General features: G+C 59.1%; 23 protein-coding genes. 14 read left to right on the forward strand and 9 right to left on the reverse strand.

Going from position 1 to position 21,164, the window contains the following annotated elements; genetic code table 11:
- Window positions 1-355 precede the first annotated feature (355 nt).
- Window positions 356-1,243 (forward strand): threonine/homoserine exporter RhtA, encoded by an 888-nt coding sequence (gene rhtA / locus KUF73_RS21355; protein ID WP_218440013.1) that lies wholly within the window; start codon window positions 356-358, stop codon window positions 1,241-1,243.
- Window positions 1,244-1,412: 169 nt separating this feature from the next.
- The gene (locus tag KUF73_RS21360; RefSeq protein WP_218440014.1) at window positions 1,413-1,694 is read left to right on the forward strand and encodes a hypothetical protein; all 282 of its coding nucleotides are present in this window, start codon (window positions 1,413-1,415) and stop codon (window positions 1,692-1,694) included.
- Window positions 1,695-1,709: 15 nt separating this feature from the next.
- On the opposite strand, the gene KUF73_RS21365 is transcribed toward KUF73_RS21360, so the two are convergent.
- Complete coding sequence (locus tag KUF73_RS21365) at window positions 1,710-2,270, reverse strand: TetR/AcrR family transcriptional regulator (protein WP_218440015.1); 561 nt, start codon at window positions 2,268-2,270, stop codon at window positions 1,710-1,712.
- Window positions 2,271-2,352: 82 nt separating this feature from the next.
- On the opposite strand from KUF73_RS21365, the gene KUF73_RS21370 reads away from it, so the two are divergent.
- Window positions 2,353-3,081 carry an SDR family oxidoreductase gene (locus KUF73_RS21370; protein ID WP_218440016.1) on the forward strand — a complete coding sequence of 243 codons (729 nt, stop codon included), beginning with the start codon at window positions 2,353-2,355 and terminating at the stop codon, window positions 3,079-3,081.
- A gap of 38 nt (window positions 3,082-3,119) precedes the next feature.
- Window positions 3,120-3,710 carry a 2-hydroxychromene-2-carboxylate isomerase gene (locus KUF73_RS21375; RefSeq protein WP_218440017.1) on the forward strand — a complete coding sequence of 197 codons (591 nt, stop codon included), beginning with the start codon at window positions 3,120-3,122 and terminating at the stop codon, window positions 3,708-3,710.
- On the opposite strand, the gene KUF73_RS21380 is transcribed toward KUF73_RS21375, so the two are convergent.
- Entirely contained in the window at window positions 3,707-4,702 is a 996-nt protein-coding gene (locus KUF73_RS21380; RefSeq protein ID WP_218440018.1) for a zinc-dependent alcohol dehydrogenase family protein, read from the reverse strand. The two genes, KUF73_RS21375 and KUF73_RS21380, sit on opposite strands and share 4 nt — an antisense overlap.
- Window positions 4,703-4,806: 104 nt before the next feature.
- On the opposite strand from KUF73_RS21380, the gene KUF73_RS21385 reads away from it, so the two are divergent.
- On the forward strand, window positions 4,807-5,727 hold the full coding sequence (locus KUF73_RS21385; protein WP_218440019.1) for a LysR family transcriptional regulator: 921 nt from the start codon (window positions 4,807-4,809) through the stop codon (window positions 5,725-5,727).
- On the opposite strand, the gene KUF73_RS21390 is transcribed toward KUF73_RS21385, so the two are convergent.
- The 4 genes from KUF73_RS21390 to KUF73_RS21405 all read right to left on the reverse strand — a co-directional run bounded on the left by KUF73_RS21390 (window position 5,720) and on the right by KUF73_RS21405 (window position 9,941).
- Window positions 5,720-7,528, reverse strand: a complete 1,809-nt coding sequence (locus KUF73_RS21390; RefSeq protein ID WP_218440020.1) for an aminopeptidase P family protein — start codon at window positions 7,526-7,528, stop codon at window positions 5,720-5,722. The genes KUF73_RS21385 and KUF73_RS21390 overlap by 8 nt on opposite strands.
- Window positions 7,529-7,593: 65 nt before the next feature.
- Entirely contained in the window at window positions 7,594-8,751 is a 1,158-nt protein-coding gene (locus KUF73_RS21395) for a cysteine desulfurase family protein (protein WP_218440021.1), read from the reverse strand.
- Between the two features lie 205 nt (window positions 8,752-8,956).
- Window positions 8,957-9,571 carry a LysE family translocator gene (locus KUF73_RS21400; RefSeq protein WP_218440022.1) on the reverse strand — a complete coding sequence of 205 codons (615 nt, stop codon included), beginning with the start codon at window positions 9,569-9,571 and terminating at the stop codon, window positions 8,957-8,959.
- 100 nt (window positions 9,572-9,671) lie between these two features.
- Complete coding sequence (locus tag KUF73_RS21405; protein WP_218440023.1) at window positions 9,672-9,941, reverse strand: hypothetical protein; 270 nt, start codon at window positions 9,939-9,941, stop codon at window positions 9,672-9,674.
- Between the two features lie 433 nt (window positions 9,942-10,374).
- On the opposite strand from KUF73_RS21405, the gene msuE reads away from it, so the two are divergent.
- The 4 genes from msuE (at window position 10,375) to KUF73_RS21425 (ending at window position 14,550) form a co-directional block, all read left to right on the forward strand.
- Window positions 10,375-10,938: an FMN reductase gene (msuE, locus tag KUF73_RS21410; RefSeq protein WP_218440024.1), complete on the forward strand. Its 564-nt coding sequence runs from the start codon at window positions 10,375-10,377 to the stop codon at window positions 10,936-10,938.
- Window positions 10,939-10,948: 10 nt separating this feature from the next.
- Entirely contained in the window at window positions 10,949-12,094 is a 1,146-nt protein-coding gene (gene ssuD, locus KUF73_RS21415; protein ID WP_218440025.1) for an FMNH2-dependent alkanesulfonate monooxygenase, read from the forward strand.
- A gap of 140 nt (window positions 12,095-12,234) precedes the next feature.
- Entirely contained in the window at window positions 12,235-13,422 is a 1,188-nt protein-coding gene (locus KUF73_RS21420) for an acyl-CoA dehydrogenase family protein (protein WP_218440026.1), read from the forward strand.
- A 24-nt stretch (window positions 13,423-13,446) separates the two neighbouring features.
- The gene (locus KUF73_RS21425) at window positions 13,447-14,550 is read left to right on the forward strand and encodes a sigma-54-dependent Fis family transcriptional regulator (protein ID WP_218440027.1); all 1,104 of its coding nucleotides are present in this window, start codon (window positions 13,447-13,449) and stop codon (window positions 14,548-14,550) included.
- Between the two features lie 141 nt (window positions 14,551-14,691).
- Here the strand turns inward: KUF73_RS21425 and KUF73_RS21430 are convergent, their stop codons facing one another.
- From KUF73_RS21430 to KUF73_RS21440, 3 genes are all read right to left on the reverse strand, one after another.
- The gene (locus KUF73_RS21430; protein WP_218440028.1) at window positions 14,692-15,462 is read right to left on the reverse strand and encodes a MetQ/NlpA family ABC transporter substrate-binding protein; all 771 of its coding nucleotides are present in this window, start codon (window positions 15,460-15,462) and stop codon (window positions 14,692-14,694) included.
- A 79-nt stretch (window positions 15,463-15,541) separates the two neighbouring features.
- Window positions 15,542-16,207: a methionine ABC transporter permease gene (locus KUF73_RS21435; protein ID WP_218440029.1), complete on the reverse strand. Its 666-nt coding sequence runs from the start codon at window positions 16,205-16,207 to the stop codon at window positions 15,542-15,544.
- Window positions 16,208-16,209: 2 nt separating this feature from the next.
- Window positions 16,210-17,424, reverse strand: a complete 1,215-nt coding sequence (locus KUF73_RS21440) for an SfnB family sulfur acquisition oxidoreductase (protein ID WP_218440030.1) — start codon at window positions 17,422-17,424, stop codon at window positions 16,210-16,212.
- Window positions 17,425-17,748: 324 nt separating this feature from the next.
- On the opposite strand from KUF73_RS21440, the gene KUF73_RS21445 reads away from it, so the two are divergent.
- The 5 genes from KUF73_RS21445 to KUF73_RS21465 all read left to right on the forward strand — a co-directional run bounded on the left by KUF73_RS21445 (window position 17,749) and on the right by KUF73_RS21465 (window position 21,140).
- On the forward strand, window positions 17,749-18,207 hold the full coding sequence (locus tag KUF73_RS21445; RefSeq protein ID WP_218440031.1) for a VOC family protein: 459 nt from the start codon (window positions 17,749-17,751) through the stop codon (window positions 18,205-18,207).
- Between the two features lie 299 nt (window positions 18,208-18,506).
- Window positions 18,507-19,706 (forward strand): PepSY domain-containing protein, encoded by a 1,200-nt coding sequence (locus KUF73_RS21450; protein ID WP_218440032.1) that lies wholly within the window; start codon window positions 18,507-18,509, stop codon window positions 19,704-19,706.
- Window positions 19,703-20,245 carry a thiamine pyrophosphate-binding protein gene (locus KUF73_RS21455; protein WP_218440033.1) on the forward strand — a complete coding sequence of 181 codons (543 nt, stop codon included), beginning with the start codon at window positions 19,703-19,705 and terminating at the stop codon, window positions 20,243-20,245. The genes KUF73_RS21450 and KUF73_RS21455 overlap by 4 nt, the downstream gene beginning before the upstream one ends.
- The gene (locus KUF73_RS21460) at window positions 20,242-20,571 is read left to right on the forward strand and encodes a hypothetical protein (RefSeq protein ID WP_218440034.1); all 330 of its coding nucleotides are present in this window, start codon (window positions 20,242-20,244) and stop codon (window positions 20,569-20,571) included. Before KUF73_RS21455 ends, KUF73_RS21460 begins: the two co-directional genes overlap by 4 nt.
- Window positions 20,568-21,140, forward strand: coding sequence for a DUF6162 family protein (locus tag KUF73_RS21465; RefSeq protein WP_218440035.1), 573 nt, complete (start codon window positions 20,568-20,570; stop codon window positions 21,138-21,140). Before KUF73_RS21460 ends, KUF73_RS21465 begins: the two co-directional genes overlap by 4 nt.
- Window positions 21,141-21,164 lie beyond the last annotated feature (24 nt).

Here is a 21,164-nt window from a genome sequence, read left to right on the forward strand (position 1 = left end):
GAACAACTTCAACCACTTGCGCTTCAGATCTCTCGTCAGCGGGAGGCGAATTCTACAGCGTTACTCGCTGCTGTCAACACCTCTTTTTCAACTTCCTTTTGGCTTCGATGACCTGAAGCAACTTGCTGCCGAAAACTGCGTAACTCTTTGTTTACCAAGGAGTTTTCCGTTTCGACTGCGCCGGAAGTGGGGCGAATTATAGGCCTCCAGAATCTGCCGTCAAGCACTGATTTGGTTTTTCTATCAGATGGGCAAAATCGCTGCTTATATATAGACGCGTCAGCGATGATTGCGCAGTATATTGCCCAACACCAAGAACAACACTCAAGATTCCTACTTCGGACGATGCCACTCAATGAATGATCAGCCTCGCAGTCTTGCCTCGACCCTGTTCTCGGTCGGCCTGCTAATAATCGCCATGGCATCGATCCAGTCCGGAGCTTCGCTGGCCAAAAGCATGTTCCCTATTATCGGGGCTCAGGGCACCACCACCCTGCGCTTGATCTTTGCCAGCGTGATCATGATTCTGCTGTTGCGCCCCTGGCGGGCGAAGCTCACCGCAAAATCCCTGCGCACGGTGATCGTCTACGGCATGGCGTTGGGTGGCATGAACTTCCTCTTCTATATGTCCTTGCGCACCGTTCCCCTTGGGATCGCGGTGGCATTGGAGTTTACGGGGCCACTTGCCGTTGCCATTTATGCCTCACGCCGGGCGATCGATTTTTTATGGATTGCATTGGCGGCCGTCGGACTGCTGCTATTGATACCGACGGGAGCAACAACAGCAGGCATTGATCTGTTGGGTGCCGGTTACGCGTTAGGCGCTGGCGTCTGCTGGGCGCTGTATATTCTGTTCGGACAAAAGGCCGGTGCTGACAATGGTGTGCAGACCGCCGCGCTCGGAGTGATGATTGCCGCACTGTTCGTAGCCCCCATCGGCATTGTTCATGCGGGCGCCGCGCTGCTGACGCCTTCACTGATCCCAATTGCCATTGGCGTCGCCATTCTGTCCACAGCACTTCCCTATACACTGGAGATGGTCGCCCTCACGCGGATGCCAGCCAGGACATTCGGCACATTAATGAGTATTGAACCCGCCATCGGAGCGCTTTCGGGATTGCTGTTTCTCCATGAATACCTCTCCTTGTCGCAGTGGATGGCGATCCTCTGCATCATTTTGGCATCCGTGGGCGCCACCATGACAATGGGCAGCGCCGCCAAGCCTGCCATTGCGGCGGATTGAAACGGGATCTGACGAGGCTCTGGTATTTACCGCGCATTTAGGCCATGTTTAGGCCGGCAACCCAGTCTCAAACATGGACATTTTCAGGAAAGGGATATCAGAACGCTTCATGCGAAAGCGAATACAGCCAAACCCGGGCGCAAGATCCGGGGACGCTACAAGGACAGCAATGAAACGAATTTTGATATTGATCGCCGTACTTGCAGTTACGGGGTGCGCGGCGACATCGAAAACGCAAACGAAACACGGCAAGAAAGGCCTGCACATCAACTGCTCGGGACTGTCTTCCTCGTGGGACAAGTGCTACGACAGCGCTGCCAACTCTTGCGCCCCCAAGGGTTATAAAGTCATTGCCAAATCAGGGGATGCGGTGGAAGAGCCAGGGGATTATCCATTTGGCCTGAACCCTGCCGGCTATACCAGTCGAAGCATGATCGTCATCTGCAAATAGGTTGATGCCGCCTTGTCAGGTCCTTGGACCTGCAATCTGGCGACCGATCTCATCGTAACTGGACTTCAGTACCGTACGCTGAAGCTCCGGAGTGGCGAGCATACGCGCCACTACCAATGCCCCGATGCATTGCGACAAAATCGCCCACGCCAGGCTGTCACTTTCCAATACCCGCGCCCAACTCTCCTGAAGCTGACAAATCCAGTGTTCCGCCTGCTGGCGGACCGTCACATCCGAACGGGCAATCTCCGCGCCCAATGCCGGTAATGCGCAACCGGTTTCCGGGTTTTCGACATGGGCGATACTCAGGTAATGCTTCAAGCAGCGCTCGAGCTTGTCACGATCCTGACCAACCCCCAACCGCTCCAGACTTTGGCGCAGTTCTCGTTCGACGATTGACGCAAACAGTTCGTCCTTCGATGAAAAGTGGCTGTAAAAGGCGCCACCACTCAAGCCGATCGCTTTCATCAAGCCGTCGACCCCCACCGTGGAAAAACCAGATTTTTTGGCCGACACCGCGCTGCTCTGCAGCAGTTTTTCTTTGGTTTCCAGCTTGTGATTGGCCGAGTAACGCATTGCCTTCCCTCAGTGTTGACGTTCACCGGATCGTAGCATAACGTTCGTTCAGTTAACGATCGTTTAGCAAAGGGATCTACCCATGAATAACAAGAAAGTCGTACTGGTTGTCGGTGCCGGGGATGCCACAGGTGGCGCCATTGCCAAACGCTTTGCCCAGGAAGGATTGGTAGCCTGTGTCACCCGCCGCAGTGCGGACAAGCTCCAGCCCCTGGTTGATGCCATCAAGGCCAATGGCGGCGAGGCCCACGGTTTTGCCTGCGATGCACGCAAGGAAGAAGATGTGGTTGCGTTGGTCGAGCAGATCGAAAGCGAGATCGGCCCCATTGAGGCATTCGTCTTCAACATCGGCGCGAACGTGCCCTGCAGCATTCTCGAAGAAACAGCCCGCAAGTATTTCAAGATTTGGGAAATGGCCTGTTTCTCAGGTTTTCTCAATGCCCGTGAAGTAGCCAAGCGTATGGCCAAGCGGCAACGCGGTACGATCCTCTTTACTGGCGCCACCGCCGGGATGCGCGGTGCCGCAGGCTTTGCGGCATTTGCCGGTGCCAAGCACGGCATTCGTGCGCTGGCGCAGAGCATGGCCCGTGAACTCGGACCGATGAATATCCACGTCGCCCATGTCGTCGTCGACGGCGCCATCGATACCGATTTCATCCGCGACAGCTTCCCCGAGAAGTACGCGACCAAAGACCAGGATGGCATTCTCAATCCAGAGCACATTGCCGAGAACTATTGGTACCTTCACAGTCAGCCTCGCGACGCCTGGACCTTCGAGCTGGATCTGCGCCCTTGGAGCGAACGCTGGTAAGCCCTCCCCCACAACAATAAGCAGAGAGCGCATCGACCATGAGCAAAACCGTGGAGTTCTATTTTGATCTGGGCAGCCCCGCCACCTACCTGGCGTACACTCAGTTGCCAAAGATCTGTGAGCGAACCGACAGCCAGTTGATCTACATTCCGATCCTGCTCGGAGGCGTCTTCAAAGCCACCGGCAACGCTTCCCCGGCGACCGTTCCGGCCAAGGGTCACTACATGTTTCAGGACCTCGACCGCTACGCCAAACGGTACGGCGTACCGCTGAAATTCAACCCACATTTTCCGATCAATACCCTGATGCTCATGCGCGCGGTCACCGGCATGCAGTTGCGCCATCCCGAACGCTTCGCCGCATTCATCGATTGCCTGTTCAAGGCGCTCTGGGTGGATGGCCGCAGCCTTGATGAACCGGTAACTGTTGCGGCAGTGCTGATCCAAAGCGGCTTCGATCCCAACCAAGTGCTGGCCCTGACCGCCGATGAGGAAGTCAAAGCCGCACTCAAGCACAATACCGAGCAAGCGGTTCAACGCGGCGTTTTCGGTGCCCCTAGCATGTTTGTCAATAATCAGCTGTTCTTCGGCCAGGACCGGCTGGACTTCGTCCTCGAAGCACTCAGTTAAATTTCGATGACCAACCGCCCCTGCGCCGCTCCCGACAAGAGCAGCTCATGGGCGGCTTCGGCGGTTTGCAGGGTAAACCTGCGGGGATCAACAATCGGTTTCAGCTTGCCCGCTTCGATCAACAATGCGGCCTGATGAAGAATTTCCCCATGATGCTCACGCCCCTTTCCTGTCAATAAAGGCAACAACGTGAACACACCGGAATAGGTGGCCCCGCGAAACGATAATGGCGCGAGGCTGTGTTCGCCCCAACCAAGGCAACTCACCACATGACCGTGATAAACCCGCGCAGCCTTGAACGATGCATCCAGGGTTTCACCACCCACTGTGTCATAGACAATGTCGAAGCCCTCCCCGCCTGTGTGCTCAGCCACATAGGCTTCTACCAAAGTCTGACGGTCAATAAAGGTCGCGCCCAGGCCTTCGATGATTGCCTGCTGCCGCGCCGACCCAGTGGCAAATACTTCGGCGCCGAATGCGCAGGCAATTTGCACCGCAACATGCCCCACGCCACCCGCTCCACCGTGAATCAGCACTTTCTGGCCCGCGTGCACCCGAGCCCGGTCGACCAAGCCTTCCCAAGCCGTAATCAATACCAACGGCAACCCCGCCGCTTCGCGCATGCTCAGGTTGGCCGGCTTGCGCGCCAACAGTTGCGCATCGACCACGGCGTACTCAGCCAGCGAACCCTGGGCACCGCCGATTCCCGTGGCCATGGCATAAACCTCATCACCCAGTGCCCATCCACTCACGCCTTCACCGAATGCCTTGACGACTCCCGCCATATCCATGCCCAACACCGCCGGAAGTGGTTGACGGGCATGAGCAGCCTGGCCCGAACGGATTTTTCCGTCCAATGGGTTTACCCCGCTGGCCGCGATGCGAACCAACACCTGCCCCGCTTCAGGCACTGGCCGCGCAATGGAGGCCAAGCGTAGCGGCGCATTGGCCGAGTCAACAATCAGAGCGCGCATTTGCAGTGAGTCAGTCATTTCGCATATTCCCGTCAGAAGAGGTTGTAGGACCAATCTTCCGCCCACCCACTCATGCCGATAAGACCTCAAATAGCTATAGTAACCATGCCAATTTGGAATCAATGAGAACCCCTGTGGACAAACTCAGCGCAATGGCGATTTTCGTGCGAGTAGTCGAACGCGGCAGTTTTTCCGCCGTCGCCCGAGAAATGCAGACCAGCCAACCGACCATCAGCAAAGTGCTACAAGCACTGGAAACCGAGCTAGGTGGAAAGCTGATCACCCGCAGCACTCGCAAGTTATCCCTGACCGATGAAGGCCAGCGTTACTACAGCGAATGCCGACACATCCTTGCCGCCGTGGACGCCGCCGAGCACAGCTTTCAGTCCGGCCGGGAAATCATCGCGGGACCGCTGAGAGTCGGTTCCTCGGTCAGTTTCGGGCGCTTGCAGATCGCCCCTCGACTGCCGGAATTCCTCAAGCGCCATCCAGAGGTTCAGATCGACCTGCAACTGAGCGATCAAAATCTGGATTTGGTCACTGAGGGCCTGGACGTGACATTCAGGATCGGCGAGTTGAACGACAGCGGCCTGATCGCCCGCCATGTCGGCACCACCCACCGGGTGACCGTTGCTACGCCGGATTACCTGGCGCTACACGGCCAGCCGCAAACACCCGAAGAACTGAGCGAGCACAACTGCCTGCTATTCAATCTGCTGAGCAGCCAGAACCTGTGGGCCTACCAACGAGATACTCAACGTCACGAAGTTCGCATCAAGGGCAATGCACAAAGCAACAGCTCCGAAGCGATCCGCGAGTTGGTGTTAGGGGGATTGGGGATTGCGTTGTCGCCAGTGTGGCTGTTCAGCGAGGATCTGAAAGCCGGGCGAGTGAAGGTGATTTTGCAGGAATACGAGGCGCAGTCGCTGCCGATGCATGCCTTGTCCCCGGCGAATCGTCGCCAATCCGCCAGGGTCAAAGCTTTTGTCGATTACATGAGCCAGGCGCTGGAATCAGCGCCTGAACTGCAACCGATCAAATAGCTGCCGTGCGAGTGTTCAACCACTCAAGCGCTGCACCTTCGAGCAACGGGCTCAAGCGCTCGCGCACTTCGGCGTGGTACGCGTTGAACCACTGTTTCTCCTCTTCAGTCAGCAACGACGACTCCAGGCAACGAGTATCGATCGGGCACAAGGTCAGCGTTTCGAACTTCAGGAATTCGCCAAACTCGCTATTGCCTGCTTCCCGGTTCATCGCCAGGTTTTCGATCCGCACACCCCAGCGACCCGGACGGTAAGTGCCCGGCTCGATAGAGGTGATCATGCCCGCTTGCATCGCGGTTTGCGGTGCTGGAGCGGCTTGATAGGCGATGACCTGCGGGCCTTCGTGAACGTTAAGGAAGTAACCCACGCCGTGACCGGTGCCATGACCGTAATCGACGCTTTCAGCCCAGATTGGCGCCCGGGCGATCGAGTCCAGCAGCGGCGACAGAATGCCTTTCGGGAACTGCGCCCGGGACAAGGCAATCACGCCTTTAAGCACCCGGGTGCAATCGCGTTTCTGCTCGGCAGTCGGCGTACCGACCGGCACCATGCGGGTAATGTCCGTGGTGCCGCCGAGGTACTGGCCGCCAGAATCGATAAGCAACAGACCGTCGCCTTCGATGACGGCGTGTTCTTCCTCGGTGGCATGGTAATGCGGCATCGCGCCGTTGGCGTTGAACGCGGCGATGGTGTTGAAGCTCAGAGACACGTAACCCGGACGACGCTCACGGGCGGCGGTCAGTTTTTCGTCGATGGTCAGTTCGGTGATGCGCTCGCTACCCAAAGCAGAATCCAACCAGGTGAAGAACTCACACAACGCCGCGCCGTCCTGCTCCATGGCCTGACGGATGTGCTCGGCATCGGCCAGGCTTTTTTGCGATTTGGCCAGGGTGGTCGGGTTCAAGCCCTCGATCAACTTGACGCCGCTGTTGAGGTTCTCAAGCAACCCCGCCGTTACACGCGCCGGATCGACCAACAGGCTCGCGCCATTCGGCACAGCGCGCAGGGCGTCAGACACTTCACTGTAATCGCGCAGCGTTACGCCGTCCTGTGCAAGGACAGCACGCAACTCGGCATCGACTTTGCTCAGCGCCACGAACAGGGTCGCCTGGTCTTTGCTGATCAAGGCGAAGGAAACAAACACCGGGTTGAACGAGACGTCGCCGCCGCGCAGGTTGAACAGCCAGGCAATGTCATCGAGGGTGGCAATGAAGTGCCAGTCGGCACCACGCGCCTGCAGCGTCTCGCGCAATTTGGCGATTTTTTCGCCGCGGCTGACGGTTGCCTGCGGTGGCAAGTGTTGGTAGATCGGCTCATTCGGCAGGCTCGGGCGATCGCCCCAGACATCGTTCAACAGATCGATGTCCGTGCGCAGGCGTGCACCGCGCTCTTCGAGCTTGCTGCCCAGCGTACGTGCGGAAGCCACGGCCATGACCGCGCCATCGACCGCGACAACGCCGCCTTCCGGGGTTTGTTCCGCCAGCCAGTCCAGCGGGCTCGGCTGGCCCGGTTGCAGCTTGACCAGTTCGATACCGCTGCCCTTGAGTTCCTTGGTCGCTTGTTCCCAATAACGGCTGTCGGCCCAGACACCGGCAAAATCCGGGGTCACGATCAGGGTGCCGACCGAACCATGGAAACCGGACAACCACTGGCGCCCTTGCCAGTAACCCGGCAGGTATTCGGACAGGTGCGGGTCGGCCGACGGCACCAACAGGGCATGAATGCCCTCGCGGCTCATCAGTTCACGGGTTTGCGCCAGGCGCTGGGGCACCGATCCATTGATCGAAGACTGCGTACTCATCATGACTCCTGCTAACCACTCATCATTATTGTGTAGTGCCGATCGGTGTCGGCGCTTTTAAGGCGCTACTGCCAGAATGCCGGAGCACTGGCGCAGGCCGCTTTAATCAGTTGTGCCGCTTGATCGATATCTTGCTCGGTGGTGAAACGCCCCAGGCTCAAGCGAATGGTGCGACTCGCCGAGCGAGCGTCATGCCCCAGGGCCAGCAACACATGGGATGGCGCATTACTCGCGGAATTGCAGGCCGAGGTCGCGGAAAACGCGATCGACACGAGCAACGCCGCCGAATTGAATTCGCCTTCGCTGAAGGTCAGGCTCAGGGTATGAGGGATGCGTCGGGTCGGGCTGCCATTCAAGCGCACGCCGGGAATGCTCAGCAATTGATCGAGCAAACGCTCACGCAGGCGCACGATCACGGCTTTCTCTTCATCGAACGAAGCTGCCGCCAAGGCGAACGCCGCGCCCATGGCAGCAATCTGATGGGTCGCCAGGGTGCCGGAACGCAGGCCGCCCTCGTGACCGCCGCCGTGAATCTGCGCCAGCAAACGCTGGTGCGCGCGTGGGCCGACATACAACGCGCCGATGCCTTTGGGCCCGTAGAGTTTGTGCGCCGAGAATGACATCAGATCCACCGGCCATTGCGCCAGGTCGATTGCCACCTTGCCCGCGCCCTGCGCCGCGTCGACATGGAACAACGCGCCGCGATCACGCACCACTTGGCCGATGGCCGGAATGTCGTTGACCGTACCCAGTTCATTGTTGACCAGCATCAGCGACACCAAGAAGGTGTCCTCGCGCATGGCTTCGCTGACGGCTTGCGGCGTAATCAAGCCATCGGCGTCCGGCACCAGATACGTCACCGCGACACCGGCGTCCTGCAACTGCTTTGCGGTATCGAGAATCGCCTTGTGTTCGATCTGGCTGGTGATGATGTGGCCGCCGGCAACGCCGCGAGCCTGAGCGACACCCTTGAGCGCCAGGTTGTTGGATTCAGTGGCGCCGGAGGTCCAGACCATCTGTTCGGCCTGTGCACCGACCAGTTCTGCGACCTGGCGCCGCGCTTGTTCAACCGTTTGCCGGGCCTGCTGGCCGAAGGCGTGGGAACTGGACGCGGGATTGCCGAAATTGCCGCTGAAACCCAGACACTCGACCATGACTTTGATGACTCGCTCATCCACCGGTGTGGTGGCGGCGTAGTCGAAATACAACGGACGTTTATTCATAAAAAGACTCGCAGAGCGTGTTCCGGGATCAGGAAGCTCGTAACTGAAACGGCATGACGCAGCCTTATGAGCTGCGTCCGGTTTTCAGAACGTTACCAATACCTGATCGGATGCCGTTAAAGAAGTACAACTTCATTAAAAGTGCGTAGGAACGCTCCTGAAAAGCGAGCTTAACAGGCATCGGGCGACCGGTTGAAGCCATGCGTCATTTAAAGCTTTCGAGCAATATCGGATACAGCGAAGCCACCAACAGCGCGGCCATGCCCCAATTAAACAGGCGCAACCAGCGCGGGTCCTTTAGGACGTTGCGCAGCAGCGTGCCGCAGCCTACCCAAAGGCCGACGCTGGGCAGGTTGATGATGGCGAAAACGGCAGCGATCACCACGACATTGGTGAAGTAGCCCTGCATTGGCGTGTAGGTGCTGATAGCCCCGATGGCCATGATCCACGCCTTGGGGTTGACCCATTGGAACGCGGCAGCCCCCAGATAGCTGATCGGTTTGGCTTGACCCTGTTGCACGTCCGACACCGGCCCGGAATGGGCGATTTTCCACGCCAGGTACAACAGATACGCGGCGCCGGCATAGCGTAGTGCGGTATAGAGCAACGGATAAGCCTTGAACACCGCGCCCAGGCCAAAACCCACCGCCACCACGAGGACAAAGAAACCGCAGGTGACGCCAAGCATATGGGGAATGGTGCGGTTAAAGCCGAAGTTCACCCCGGATGCCAGCAACATGGTGTTGTTCGGGCCGGGCGTGATTGAGGTGACGAGCGCAAACAGGGCGAAGCCCATCAGCAGGTCGAGGGAGAGTGTCATGGCTGGCAGTCCATCAGGGTCGGCAGGCATTGACCCTATCGCACCGCGCGGGGGAAACCCACGGACAGTTGCACAAAACTTCGAGCAGTACAGTTATCGCTTAGCTTGGACGACCATGAAGCTGTACAGCACGCCCGACGTTCATCTCACCTTGCTTATCGAAACTGAACGTTTTTTGCGGCTCACCGAGCAATTCGGCTTTCCTGGCGTGGTATTCGTCGAAAGACAAGCCGCGACGGTTCAACGCCTCCAGCGCCAATTCCTTGCTTTCTTCAGCGGTGTAGGGCCGCAGTTCAGGGGAATTTTGGCTGGCGCATCCGGCGAGAACGGAAAGGGTCAGCAGCAGGCAAGTGGCGATCAGCGTTTTCATTTCTGGCGTCCTGGCAATCTGGGTTCGGGGCAATGAACACAGGCTACGCCGGGCATTCGAGCAGCAGAAATCAACACGCTCGATAGTGGGTATTGAGGTTAGCCGAGAGCAAAAGATCGCAGCCTTAGGAAGCTCCTACAGGGGACATCTATTATTCTATAAAGATCTATAAATATCTTTTTACGGTATTTTGAGGAATATAAAAGAACCTTTATAACAGCTCCATCGCCTCACGAACTGTTGCGCAGGCAACTGTTTGCCAGGCAACAGTCATTCAACAAACAGCCCTAGAAAATCAACAGCGCGGACTGATCAACGCGCTGAAAGCCCCGTAAAACATGGCCCTCAGGGATTGGTACAGCTCTTGCTGAAAGGGGTAAAGCCCAGTGATGACTCACTGCTCCCACAGCAACTGTTTAAAAAGGAACTGATCATGTCGCGTCCATTGAAAGTCGTTGCCCTCTCCGGCGGCACCTGGCGCCCCTCCCGCACTTTGGTGCTGACTCAAGCCCTGCTGGCACAACTGGCCGAGCAACTGCCGATCGAGAGCAAACTGATCGAGCTCGGTGACATCGCCCGACCTTTGGGCGCAGCGCTGTCCCGCCAGGAACTGAGCGCGGACATCGAAGCCGAACTGCAAGCGATCGAAAACGCTGACCTGCTGATCGTTGCCGCACCGGTGTATCGCGGTTCCTACCCTGGCCTGCTCAAGCATCTGTTCGACTTGATCGATTTGAATGCACTGATCAACACGCCGGTACTGCTGGCCGCCACCGGTGGCAGTGAACGCCACGCGCTGGTGCTCGATCATCAACTGCGACCGCTGTTCAGTTTCTTCCAGGCGTTGACCTTGCCGATTGGCGTGTATGCCACTGAAGCCGATTTCGCCAATTACCAAATAACCAGTGAACCCTTGAAGGCACGCATCCGTCTTGCTGCAGAACGCGCCGCGCCGTTGTTCGGTGTGCACCCTACCCATCTGCTGAAAATCGCTTAAGGATCTCTTCATGGATGTTTTCTGGTTTCTGCCGACCCACGGCGACGGTCATTACCTGGGCACCACTCAAGGTGCGCGCCCGGTGACCTTGAATTATTTGAAACAAGTGGCCCAGGCAGCCGACAGCCTCGGCTACCACGGCGTACTGATTCCCACCGGGCGTTCCTGCGAAGACTCGTGGGTGATCGCTTCGGCGCTGGTGCCGTTGACCGAACGCTTGCGTTATCTGGTGGCAATCCGGCCGGGGATCATTTCACCGACCGTCTCGGCGCGCATGGCCGCGACGCTGGACCGGCTATCTGGCGGCCGCTTGCTGATCAATGTGGTGACCGGCGGCGACCCCGATGAAAATCGTGGCGACGGCAGTTTCCTCGATCACAGCGAACGCTACGAAGTCACCGACGAATTCCTGAAAATCTGGCGCCGGGTGCTGCAAGGCGAATCGGTGGACTTCGAAGGCAAACACCTGCGGGTACAGAACGCCAAGGCGTTGTATCCGCCCGTGCAGAAACCTTATCCACCGCTGTACTTCGGTGGTTCGTCCGATGCCGCGCATGACCTGGCCGCCGAGCAGGTCGATGTTTACCTGACCTGGGGCGAACCACCGGCCGCCGTGGCGCAAAAGCTTGCCGATGTCCGTGAACGAGCCGCGCGTAATGGGCGCACGGTGAAGTTCGGGATTCGCTTGCATGTGATCGTTCGCGAGACCGCCGAAGAAGCCTGGAAAGCGGCGGACAAATTAATCGAGCACATCAGCGACGAGACCATCGCTGCCGCGCAAAAATCGTTTTCGCGCTTCGACTCCGAAGGCCAGCGGCGCATGGCTGCCTTGCATGACGGGCGTCGAGACAATCTGGAGATCGCGCCTAACTTGTGGGCCGGTGTTGGCCTGGTCCGTGGCGGCGCGGGGACCGCATTGGTGGGTGATCCGCAGCAAGTCGCGGCGCGGATCAAAGAGTATGCGGACTTGGGGATCGAAAGCTTCATCTTCTCCGGCTACCCGCACCTCGAAGAGGCGTATCGCTTTGCCGAGCTGGTCTTCCCGCTGCTGCCCGAGCCGTATGCCAGCCTTGCCGGGCGTGGTGTCACCAACCTGACCGGGCCGTTTGGCGAAATGATCGCCAATGATGTGTTGCCCGCTCACGCCAAAGCCTGAACCTCCCCGCCCCTTTGTAGGAGCTGACGAGTGAAACGAGGCTGCGATCTTTTGATTTTTAAGTTCACAGTCAAAAGATCGCAGCCTCGTTTCACTCGACAGCTCCTACAGGAGTCCATCGATATAAAGGAAACTCCCGCGTGACTGCCAAGCCGCAAAGCGCCCTGATTTCTCCGTTGCAAACCGCCCGCCAATTGGCGGCCGAGTTTGCCTTGACCGCCGTTGAGCGCGACGAACGCGGCGGTACGCCCAAGGCCGAGCGCGATGCCCTGCGCCACAGCGGCCTGCTCGCCTTGAGCATTCCCACCCAGTTCGGTGGCCTCGGCGCGAGCTGGAGTGACACCTTGAACATCGTCCGTGAGTTCGCCAAGGTCGATAGTTCGATTGCCCACGTGTTCGGCTTTCATCACCTGATGCTCGCCACCGTGCGCCTGTTCGCCCGGCCCGAACAATGGCAACCGTGGTTTGAACAAACCGCGCGCAAGAATTGGTTCTGGGGCAATGCCCTCAACCCGCTGGACACCCGCACCGTGGTGAAAAACCTCGGTGGCTGGCGTGAGTTTTCCGGCAAGAAAAGCTTCTGCTCCGGCGCCAGCGATTCGCAGATGCTGATCGCCTCGGCGGTGGACGAAAGCGCCGGTGGCAAGTTGCTCATTGCCGCCATCCCCAGCGGTCGCAGCGGCATCACGCTGCACAACGACTGGAACAACATGGGCCAGCGCCAGACCGACAGCGGCAGCGCCACGTTCGAACGGGTGCGGGTCGAGGAATCGGAACTGCTGCTTGATCCAGGCCCGTTGAGCACGCCATTCGCCTGCCTGCGCCCGCTGATCGCCCAGCTCACGTTTACTCACATGTTCCTCGGCATCGCCGAAGGCGCCTTCGAAGAAGCGCGCCAATACACCCTGACCGAAACCCGTCCGTGGCATAAATCCAGTGCTCAGACTGTGAGCCAGGACCCTTATGTGCTCGGCCATTACGGTGAGTTCTGGGTCGCCCTCGAAGGCGTTCGGCTGCTGGTGGAACGGGCCGCCGACTTGCTCGACAAGGCGTGGGCCAGAGGCCCGAATCTCAGCGCCGAAGAACGCGGCCACTTGGCCACCGCCATTGCCACGGCCAAGGTCGCGGCAACGCGCAATGGCCTGGATTTGTGCAACCGTTTGTTCGAGGTGACCGGGGCGCGTTCGACCCATGCCTCACTGCGCCTGGACCGCCACTGGCGCAACCTGCGCACGCAAACCCTGCATGACCCGGTGGATTACAAAATTCAAGAACTGGGTGACTGGGCGTTGAACCAGATCCTGCCGATTCCGACTTTCTATTCATAGCCTGCCCTCAAGGAGCGTGCCCCCATGCAATTGCTGACCTTACCGCCCTCGCCCGCTCTGGCCACGTCGATCCGCGCCACGGCCCAGGTGTTCGAGGACCCGAAATCCCAGGCCTTGCTCGCGCACTTGCAACAAGTCGCACCGAGCGAAGCCAGTGTGCTGATCATTGGCGAAACCGGCACCGGCAAAGAGCTGGTGGCGCGACATATTCATAACCTCAGCGCCCGGCGCAACCGGCCGTTCGTGGCAGTTAACTGCGGCGCGTTCTCCGAATCCCTGGTCGAGGCCGAGCTCTTCGGTCATGAGAAAGGTGCCTTCACCGGCGCCCTGAGCGCCAAGGCCGGGTGGTTTGAAGAGGCCGACGGTGGCACCCTGTTCCTCGATGAAATCGGCGATTTGCCAATGGCGATTCAGGTCAAGTTGCTGCGGGTGTTGCAGGAGCGCGAAGTGGTGCGCCTGGGGTCGCGCAAGAGCATTCCCATTGACGTGCGCGTGCTGGCGGCGACCAACGTGCAACTGGAAAAAGCCATCAACGCCGGGCATTTTCGCGAAGACCTTTATTACCGTCTCGACGTGGTCAGCCTGGAGCTCAGCCCGCTGCGCGACCGTCCCGGCGACATCCTGCCGCTGACCCGCCACTTCATCGACGCCTACAGTCAGCGCCTCGGCTACGGCACTATCACCATCAGCAAGGAGGCCGAACTGAAACTGCGCGGCTACAGTTGGCCGGGCAATATCCGCGAACTGGAAAACGTCATTCACCACACGCTGCTGATTTGCCGTAACGGCATCATCGAACGTGACGATCTGCGCCTGTCGAACATGCGCATCGAGCGTGCGGATGACCATCACGGCCAGGTCGACGACTCCGTCGAAGCGTTGCTCGATCGGGCATTTCAAAAGCTCTTCGAGGAACAGGCCGGCGCGCTGCATGAGAAAGTCGAAGACACCTTGCTGCGGGCAGCCTATCGCTTCAGCCACTACAACCAGGTACACACCGCCGCCCTGCTGGGGCTGAGCCGCAACGTGACCCGCACCCGCCTGATCAAGATCGGCGAACTGGCGGTGAACAAGCGCCGGCCTGCGGAAAACGTGCGAGGCGAGCGTTTGATGCAGTTGTCGATTTAATCCGGCATTTGTCGATGATTGGGGAACAGATCCGAAATTGTGGCGCGGCCTTCGCGGGCAAGCCTCGCTCCTACAGGTTTAGACACGCAATCCTGTAGGAGCGGGCTTGCCCGCGAAGGCGTCCTCAGGCCCGATTGAAGCTTAGAACCCCGGCGCAATCTGCCCTTTATAACGGGTCAAAATGAACTGCCGCACCTCATCAGAGTTCAACGCCTTGGCCAGTTTCTGCAGGCCAGGGTCGTTGATGTTGTCTGGCCGGGCGACCAGGAATTCGATGTACAGGCTCTTGCCCTTCTCGACGATCAACGCACTGTTGGTGTCGATCCCCGCTTCCAGCGCGTAGTTGGCGAAGACGAACGCCAGGTCGACCTGACTCACCGAACGCGCCAGCAGCGCCCCTTCCAGTTCACGGATTTTCAGGTGCTTGGGGTTTTCAACGATGTCGCGCTGCGTCGCCAGGGTGTTGCTTGGGTCCTTGAGTTTGATCAGCCCGGCTTCGTGCAGCAGCACCAGTGCCCGACCGGTGTTTACCGGGTCGTTAGGGATCGATACGCTCGCGCCGTCTTTCAGCTCAGAGATGTTTTTGATTTTGGTCGAATAAGCGCCGAACGGTTCGATGTGCACGCCAACCACCGGCACCAGGTTGGTATGACGGGTTTTGTTGTAGTCATCGAGAAACGGCCGGTACTGGTAGTAGTTGGCATCAAGGTTCTTCAACGCGAGTTGCTGGTTGGGCTGGATGAAGTCGGTGAAGACCTTGATATCGAGATCCACGCCTTCCTTGGCCAGGGTCGGTTTGACGAATTCGAGGATCTCCGCGTGCGGCACCGGCGTGGCACCGACGGTGAGTTTTTCATTGGCGTGAACGCTCAACGAAACTAAGGCAGCCAGAATGGCCAGGGTCTTCTTCATGTTGTGCTCCAAGGCAGATTTTGGTGGCCGTCGTGGGGCGGACGTGGGGCCGGTTTTGTGGTTGTTTTCAATGAAATCTTCAGCGGTGGCTGTAACGCGCCACCAGACGGTCGCCACTCATTTGCAGGGCCTGGACCAGCACCAACAACAGCACCACGGTGACGACCATGACGTCGGTCTGGAAACGCTGGTAGCCGTAGCGGATCGCCAGGTCGCCCAGCCCGCCGCCACCGATCACACCAGCCATCGCCGTGTAATCGACCAGCACAATCGCGGTCACCGTGACGGCCGCCAACAACCCTCCACGGGCCTCGGGCAGCAGCGTGAAACGAATGATCTGCCAAGTGTTGGCACCCATGGCCTGGGTCGCTTCCACCACGCCGCGATCGACTTCGCGCAATGCGGTTTCCACCAACCGTGCGAAAAATGGCGTGCAGCCGACCACCAACGGTGGAATGGTCCCCGGCACACCCAGCGAGGTGCCCACCAGCAAGGTGGTCAGGGGAATCAACACGATCAGCAAAATGATGAACGGCAACGAACGCAGCATATTCACGATCACCGACAGCACCCGATAAATCCCGACGGCCTCGTGCAATTGGCGCTTGCCAGTAAGAAACAGCAGCACGCCCAGCGGCAGGCCCAGCAACACGGTAAAACCAAGGGCCGCGCCGAGCATGCTCAGGGTGTCGAGGCAGGCCTGGCCGATATCGGCCCAATAAATGTTCTTGAACAATTCGGCCATGGTCACGACCAGTCATGGCGCGGTGGTTTCACGCCATTGAGCAGCCAGTTGCCGACCACGTGGTATTTCCAGCGCACCGGGTCATGCAGGGTGTGAACCCGGGCATTGCGCCAGTGCCGATCGAAGTTGTGCTTCTTCAAGGTCGAACGGGTGCCGCCGAGCTCAAACAGTTTGTTGCTGGCTTCGATGGCGATTTCGGTGGTCAAGACCTTGGCCTTGGCGACAGCCAAAGAGGCCCGTGCAACATTGTCTTCATCCGGTGCCGGACGCGCCGCATCCAGCGCCCAACCGGCCCGTTCAAGCAAGGCTTCGGCGGCTTCGAGGCGAATTTCCAGGCCGCCGACCTGAATGATGGTTAATGGGTCTTCGCTGGCATTTTCCACGCCCGCATCGATCCACGGTCGGGCGAACTGCTGAACGAAAGCGATGGTGTCGCGCAGGGCCGCGCGAGCGATGCCGGCGTCGATGGCGGCGGTAGTCAACTGAGCGAACGGCCCGGCCAGGGTCGGGTTTTCATAGGAGCGATAGGTCGGGAACAGGTTGAACGCCGAGACGTGCAGGTCTTCAGCCAAAACCGTACCGCTGGACGTGGTGCGTTGACCGATGCTGTCCCAGTCGTCGACGATCACCAGTCCTTCGGTGCCGCGTTCGACAAAGGCCAACTGACCTTTCTGCTCTTCATCCAGCGCCAGCACCGCCAGCCAGTGAGCGTAAAGGGAACCGGTGCAGTAACCCTTGCGCCCGTTGATTACATGACCGTCGCCATAACGACGGATGGTTGCCTGAATGTCCTGCACATTTTTGCCGCCGGTTTCCGACAAGGCATTGGCAAAACGATGGCCCTGCAGCGCCAGCCCGAAGAAATGCGCCTGCTGCTCCGCGGTGCCTTGCAGGCGAATGTCCTCCAGCAGGCAGTAGTGGTTTTGCGGGATCTGTCCCAGGGACGGATCGGCTGCCGAGATGATCGCGATGACTTGCGCCAGCACGGCGTAGGACACCTGCGCGCCGCCGAACTCTTTCGGCACGCTGATGCCCCACAGGCCACTGTTGGAATACAGATCGACGATTTCAGCGGGCACCTGGCGGCTGCGGTCACGTTCGGCGGCGTGCTCCAGCAGGATCGCGGCGACACGCTCGGCCACGCGCAGGGCGTCAGCTTCGTCGGCGATCCGATGGGCGGCAGGCGGATTGATCGGATAAACGGCAGATTCGGACATACAAGACTCTCGATACCAGTGTTTATCGAAGGTCATTGCAGCTTCTGTGCCTGAGTGCGTGGGTCAGTGTTTACGGGCGGTTTAAGTGTTTTCGAGGGGTTTGACGATGGCAAAGCAGGACAATCTGTTGCTTCGCTGTTGATGGCTGAACAACGACGCAAGTGTTCGATTCGCCCCTGTTGGAGCTGCCGCAGGCTGCGATCTTTTTGTGAACTTGAAACATGCTGAAAGTCAAAATCAAGAGATCGTAGCCTTCGGCAGCTCCTACACTTGGTCCGCCGGATCACCGATCTTCAACGCATAATTAATTCAGGGAGAACGATCATGAGCGTCAAACCCATTCCAGAGGGCTATCACAGCATCACCCCGTACCTGGGCATTCAAAAAGCTGCCGAAGCCATCGAGTTCTACAAAAAAGCCTTCGGCGCCATCGAAATCATGCGCCTGTCGATGCCCGACGGTGGCATTGGCCACGCCGAACTGCGCATCGGCGATTGCCCGATCATGTTGGGCACACCGTGCGATCAAGGGCCGTTGAGCAATCCGGACACTTCGCCTTCCGTGGGTCTGCATTTGTATGTGACCGATGTGGATAAGTCCTATAAACAGGCGATTGAGGCCGGCGGTACCGTCGTATCGGAGGTCAAGGATCAGTTTTATGGCGATCGCTCCGGGACTTTGAAAGATCCCTACGGGCATCTGTGGTTCCTGGCTACGCGCAAGGAGGATCTGACTCAGGAACAGATTGAACAGCGGGCGAAGGAGATGTTTCAGCAAGGTTGAGTGCTTCGTTGTCTGATAGGCCGCCATCGCGAGCAAGCTCGCCCCCACAGTTGATCGGTGTACACCGTCCCATGTGGGAGCGAGCTTGCTCGCGATGGGGCCCTCACTCACCATCTGTTTATCCCCGATAAAACCACGAAACATTTTCTTTCATATCCCCCTTCGGGATTTCCCGTGCTCATCCGTCTTATTTAGATGCAGTCCTTTCGCGTAGGCAAAAGCCACGACTGGACTTTCGTCGACCTCGTCGCTGCGAAGCCCGTAGCAGAGGCCTTCTCATCGAAACAAGACCCTAAATCATGTCGAAGAAATCCCGTTCCAAACTCTGGTTTCTGGTCCATAGCTGGCTGGCGCTGCCGATCTGGTTTTTCGTCCTGATCGTCTGTGTAACCGGCACGCTGGCGGTGGTCAGCCAGGAAATCGTCTGGCTGGCCAACCCGCAAATGCGCGCCAGCCAGCCTTCGGACGATGCGCCACGACTCAACTATGACCAGATCGTCGCCGCGATCAAGAAAGCCGAACCCGACACCCTGATCGAAGAAATCAGCCGACCCGATGAGTCGCACTTTGCCCTGGATGTGAGGGTGAGCTACCCCGACGGCCGTTCGCTGACGGTCTACGTCAATCCCTACACGGGTGCTATTCAGGGCCCCGCGCCGCAATTCAACTTCCAGGCGTTCACCCGCGCCCTGCATGGCTGGTGGCTGGTGCCGTTCACCAATGGTTACAGTTGGGGCTGGTATCTGGTGTCGTTCCTCAGCCTGCCGTTGCTGGCGTCGCTGGTGACCGGGCTGGTGGTGTACAAAAAATTCTGGAAGGGCTTCTTCCGCCCGACGCTACGCGTCCGTCACGGTGCGCGGATTTTCTGGGGTGATTTCCACCGCCTCAGTGGCATCTGGTCGATCTGGTTTATCGCGGTGATTGCCATCACCAGCACCTGGTTTCTGATTCAGGCATTCATGTTCGATAACCAGATTTCAATCTCCACCGCACCGGTCGCCGCCGTGGTCCCGCGTGAAAGCGTGCCGCTGACCGCCGATGGTTCACCGGCACCGATGATCAGCCTGGAAGCGGCGATCCGCGAGGCCAAGGAACGCATCCCCGGCCTGGACGAGAGTTTTGTCAGCCTGCCGGCCAACGCCTACAGCTACCTGTCGGTGGGCGGGCGCAGTTGGTATCCGCTGATGTACCAGACCGCCGACATCAACCCGTACACCGGTGACATCGCGGCCACGCGCCTGCTGTCGGACCGCTCTGGCCTTGAGTTCGTCACTGAATCCATGCGACCGCTGCACACCGGCGATTTTGGCGGGATCTGGATCAAGCTGATCTGGTTCTTCTTCGGCCTGCTGCTGAGCATGATGGTCCTCAGCGGTCTGTTGATCTGGACCAAACGCACTGCCCTGGCCACGGCCAACGCCCTCAAGCGCAGCAACAAGCGCCCGCGCAACCAGACCACTCCGGCCGTCAGGCAAGACGCCACGGAGGTCAGCCAATGAGCCTGTTCGCTGCGGAAAAACTGGGGTCGACCTTGAGTCGTTTCTGGCACAAATGGCGCTTCTACATCAACGTTCTGCTGCTGCTGGTGCCGCTGGGATTCATGCCCAAATACTTCGCCGATGCCGCACTGTTTCGCGGTGATACCGGCCTCGGTGAACGGGAAATCGGCGACATCCAGGTCGGTCCGTGGAGCGTGCGCCTGGCTGAGTTTCGCAATGAAGCACCGCAGCTCGACGGTCCGGCCGGCTACATGAAGAGCTTTAACGCAGCGTTGTGCGACAGCTGCCGCGAGCAGGTCAAGGCCACATACCTGCGCATCGGCAAACCCCGCAGCCTGCGTGCCGCCGGCGTGATTTTCTTCGGCACGCCATACCGCATGGGCGCCATGTTGCCGGTCCCGGAAAAGACCAAGGCCGACGCCGAACTGTGGATCACCATGGAAGGCTGGGACGGCTCCATGCACCAGGCATCTATTCCTCTGCGCCAGGCCTCACCTGCCACCCTCGCTTGGCTGAACTCACAAGGAGGTCAACCATGATCAACGCAATTCGTCCTCTGGGCGCCGTATTGCTGGTGCTCTGCGCCGGTTTCAGCACCAGCGCCCAGGCCCACAACCCAATGTGCGAATGCAAAGCCATCGACGCCGAGCAGATCAAATGCATCGGCGGGTTCTCTGACGGCAGCGGCGCACCGGGCGTGACCCTCGATGTGATCGGCTACGACGAAACCATCCTCGTGCCGGGCAAGCTTGGCGCTGACTCGACCCTGACCTTCAAGAAACCCGGTGCCGAGTTCTACGTACTGTTCGACGCCGGCCCCGGCCACGTCGTCGAGATTGACCAAGCGGACATCGAAGCGCCATGAGTAGCCCAACCACGCAAGTTGTCCGCCCGGCCGGTGCCGGCCATGAAACCCTCTACGTCTTGCTGTTGTGCCTGATGATTCTGGTGGTGGCAGGTTCAGTGGTCACCTGGCGCCACGAGTCCCAGGACGTAAGCAGCGTGAGCAGCCATCAACTGGACGCCCGACGCGACCTCAGTGCATCCGAGCAAGGCATCTACGCCGACTTGCGCGTGACGCTGGACGAGATCCACCTGTTGCGTCGGGAACAGCAAACCCTGCCGACACCCGAAGCCCTCGCCGACGAAGGCTTTGCGCCGTTTGCGCAGGACGCCAGCTCAGTCAGTCGCGGCGGTCATGCCTGGCAGCTGCTCGACGCCAAGGCCTATTTCGGACAGAGCCAGACACCGACCGTGGCCGGCTCGTTTTTGATGCGACTGACCGCTGGCGACGATGCCCCGGACATCTGGCTGAGTCGCGACAAAACGATTATCGCGCCGCGCGATCTCACCGATGCAGCGCTGGAAAGCGCCGGCTGGCAGCAGATCGTCGCACAATTCGATGCCGGCGTGACCCGCCAGCACCGGCACTGAACCCTCGCCTTCATCCGAGAGAAG

Origin of the sequence: Pseudomonas sp. PD9R, assembly GCF_019200975.1 — a bacterium.
Lineage (GTDB): Bacteria > Pseudomonadota > Gammaproteobacteria > Pseudomonadales > Pseudomonadaceae > Aquipseudomonas.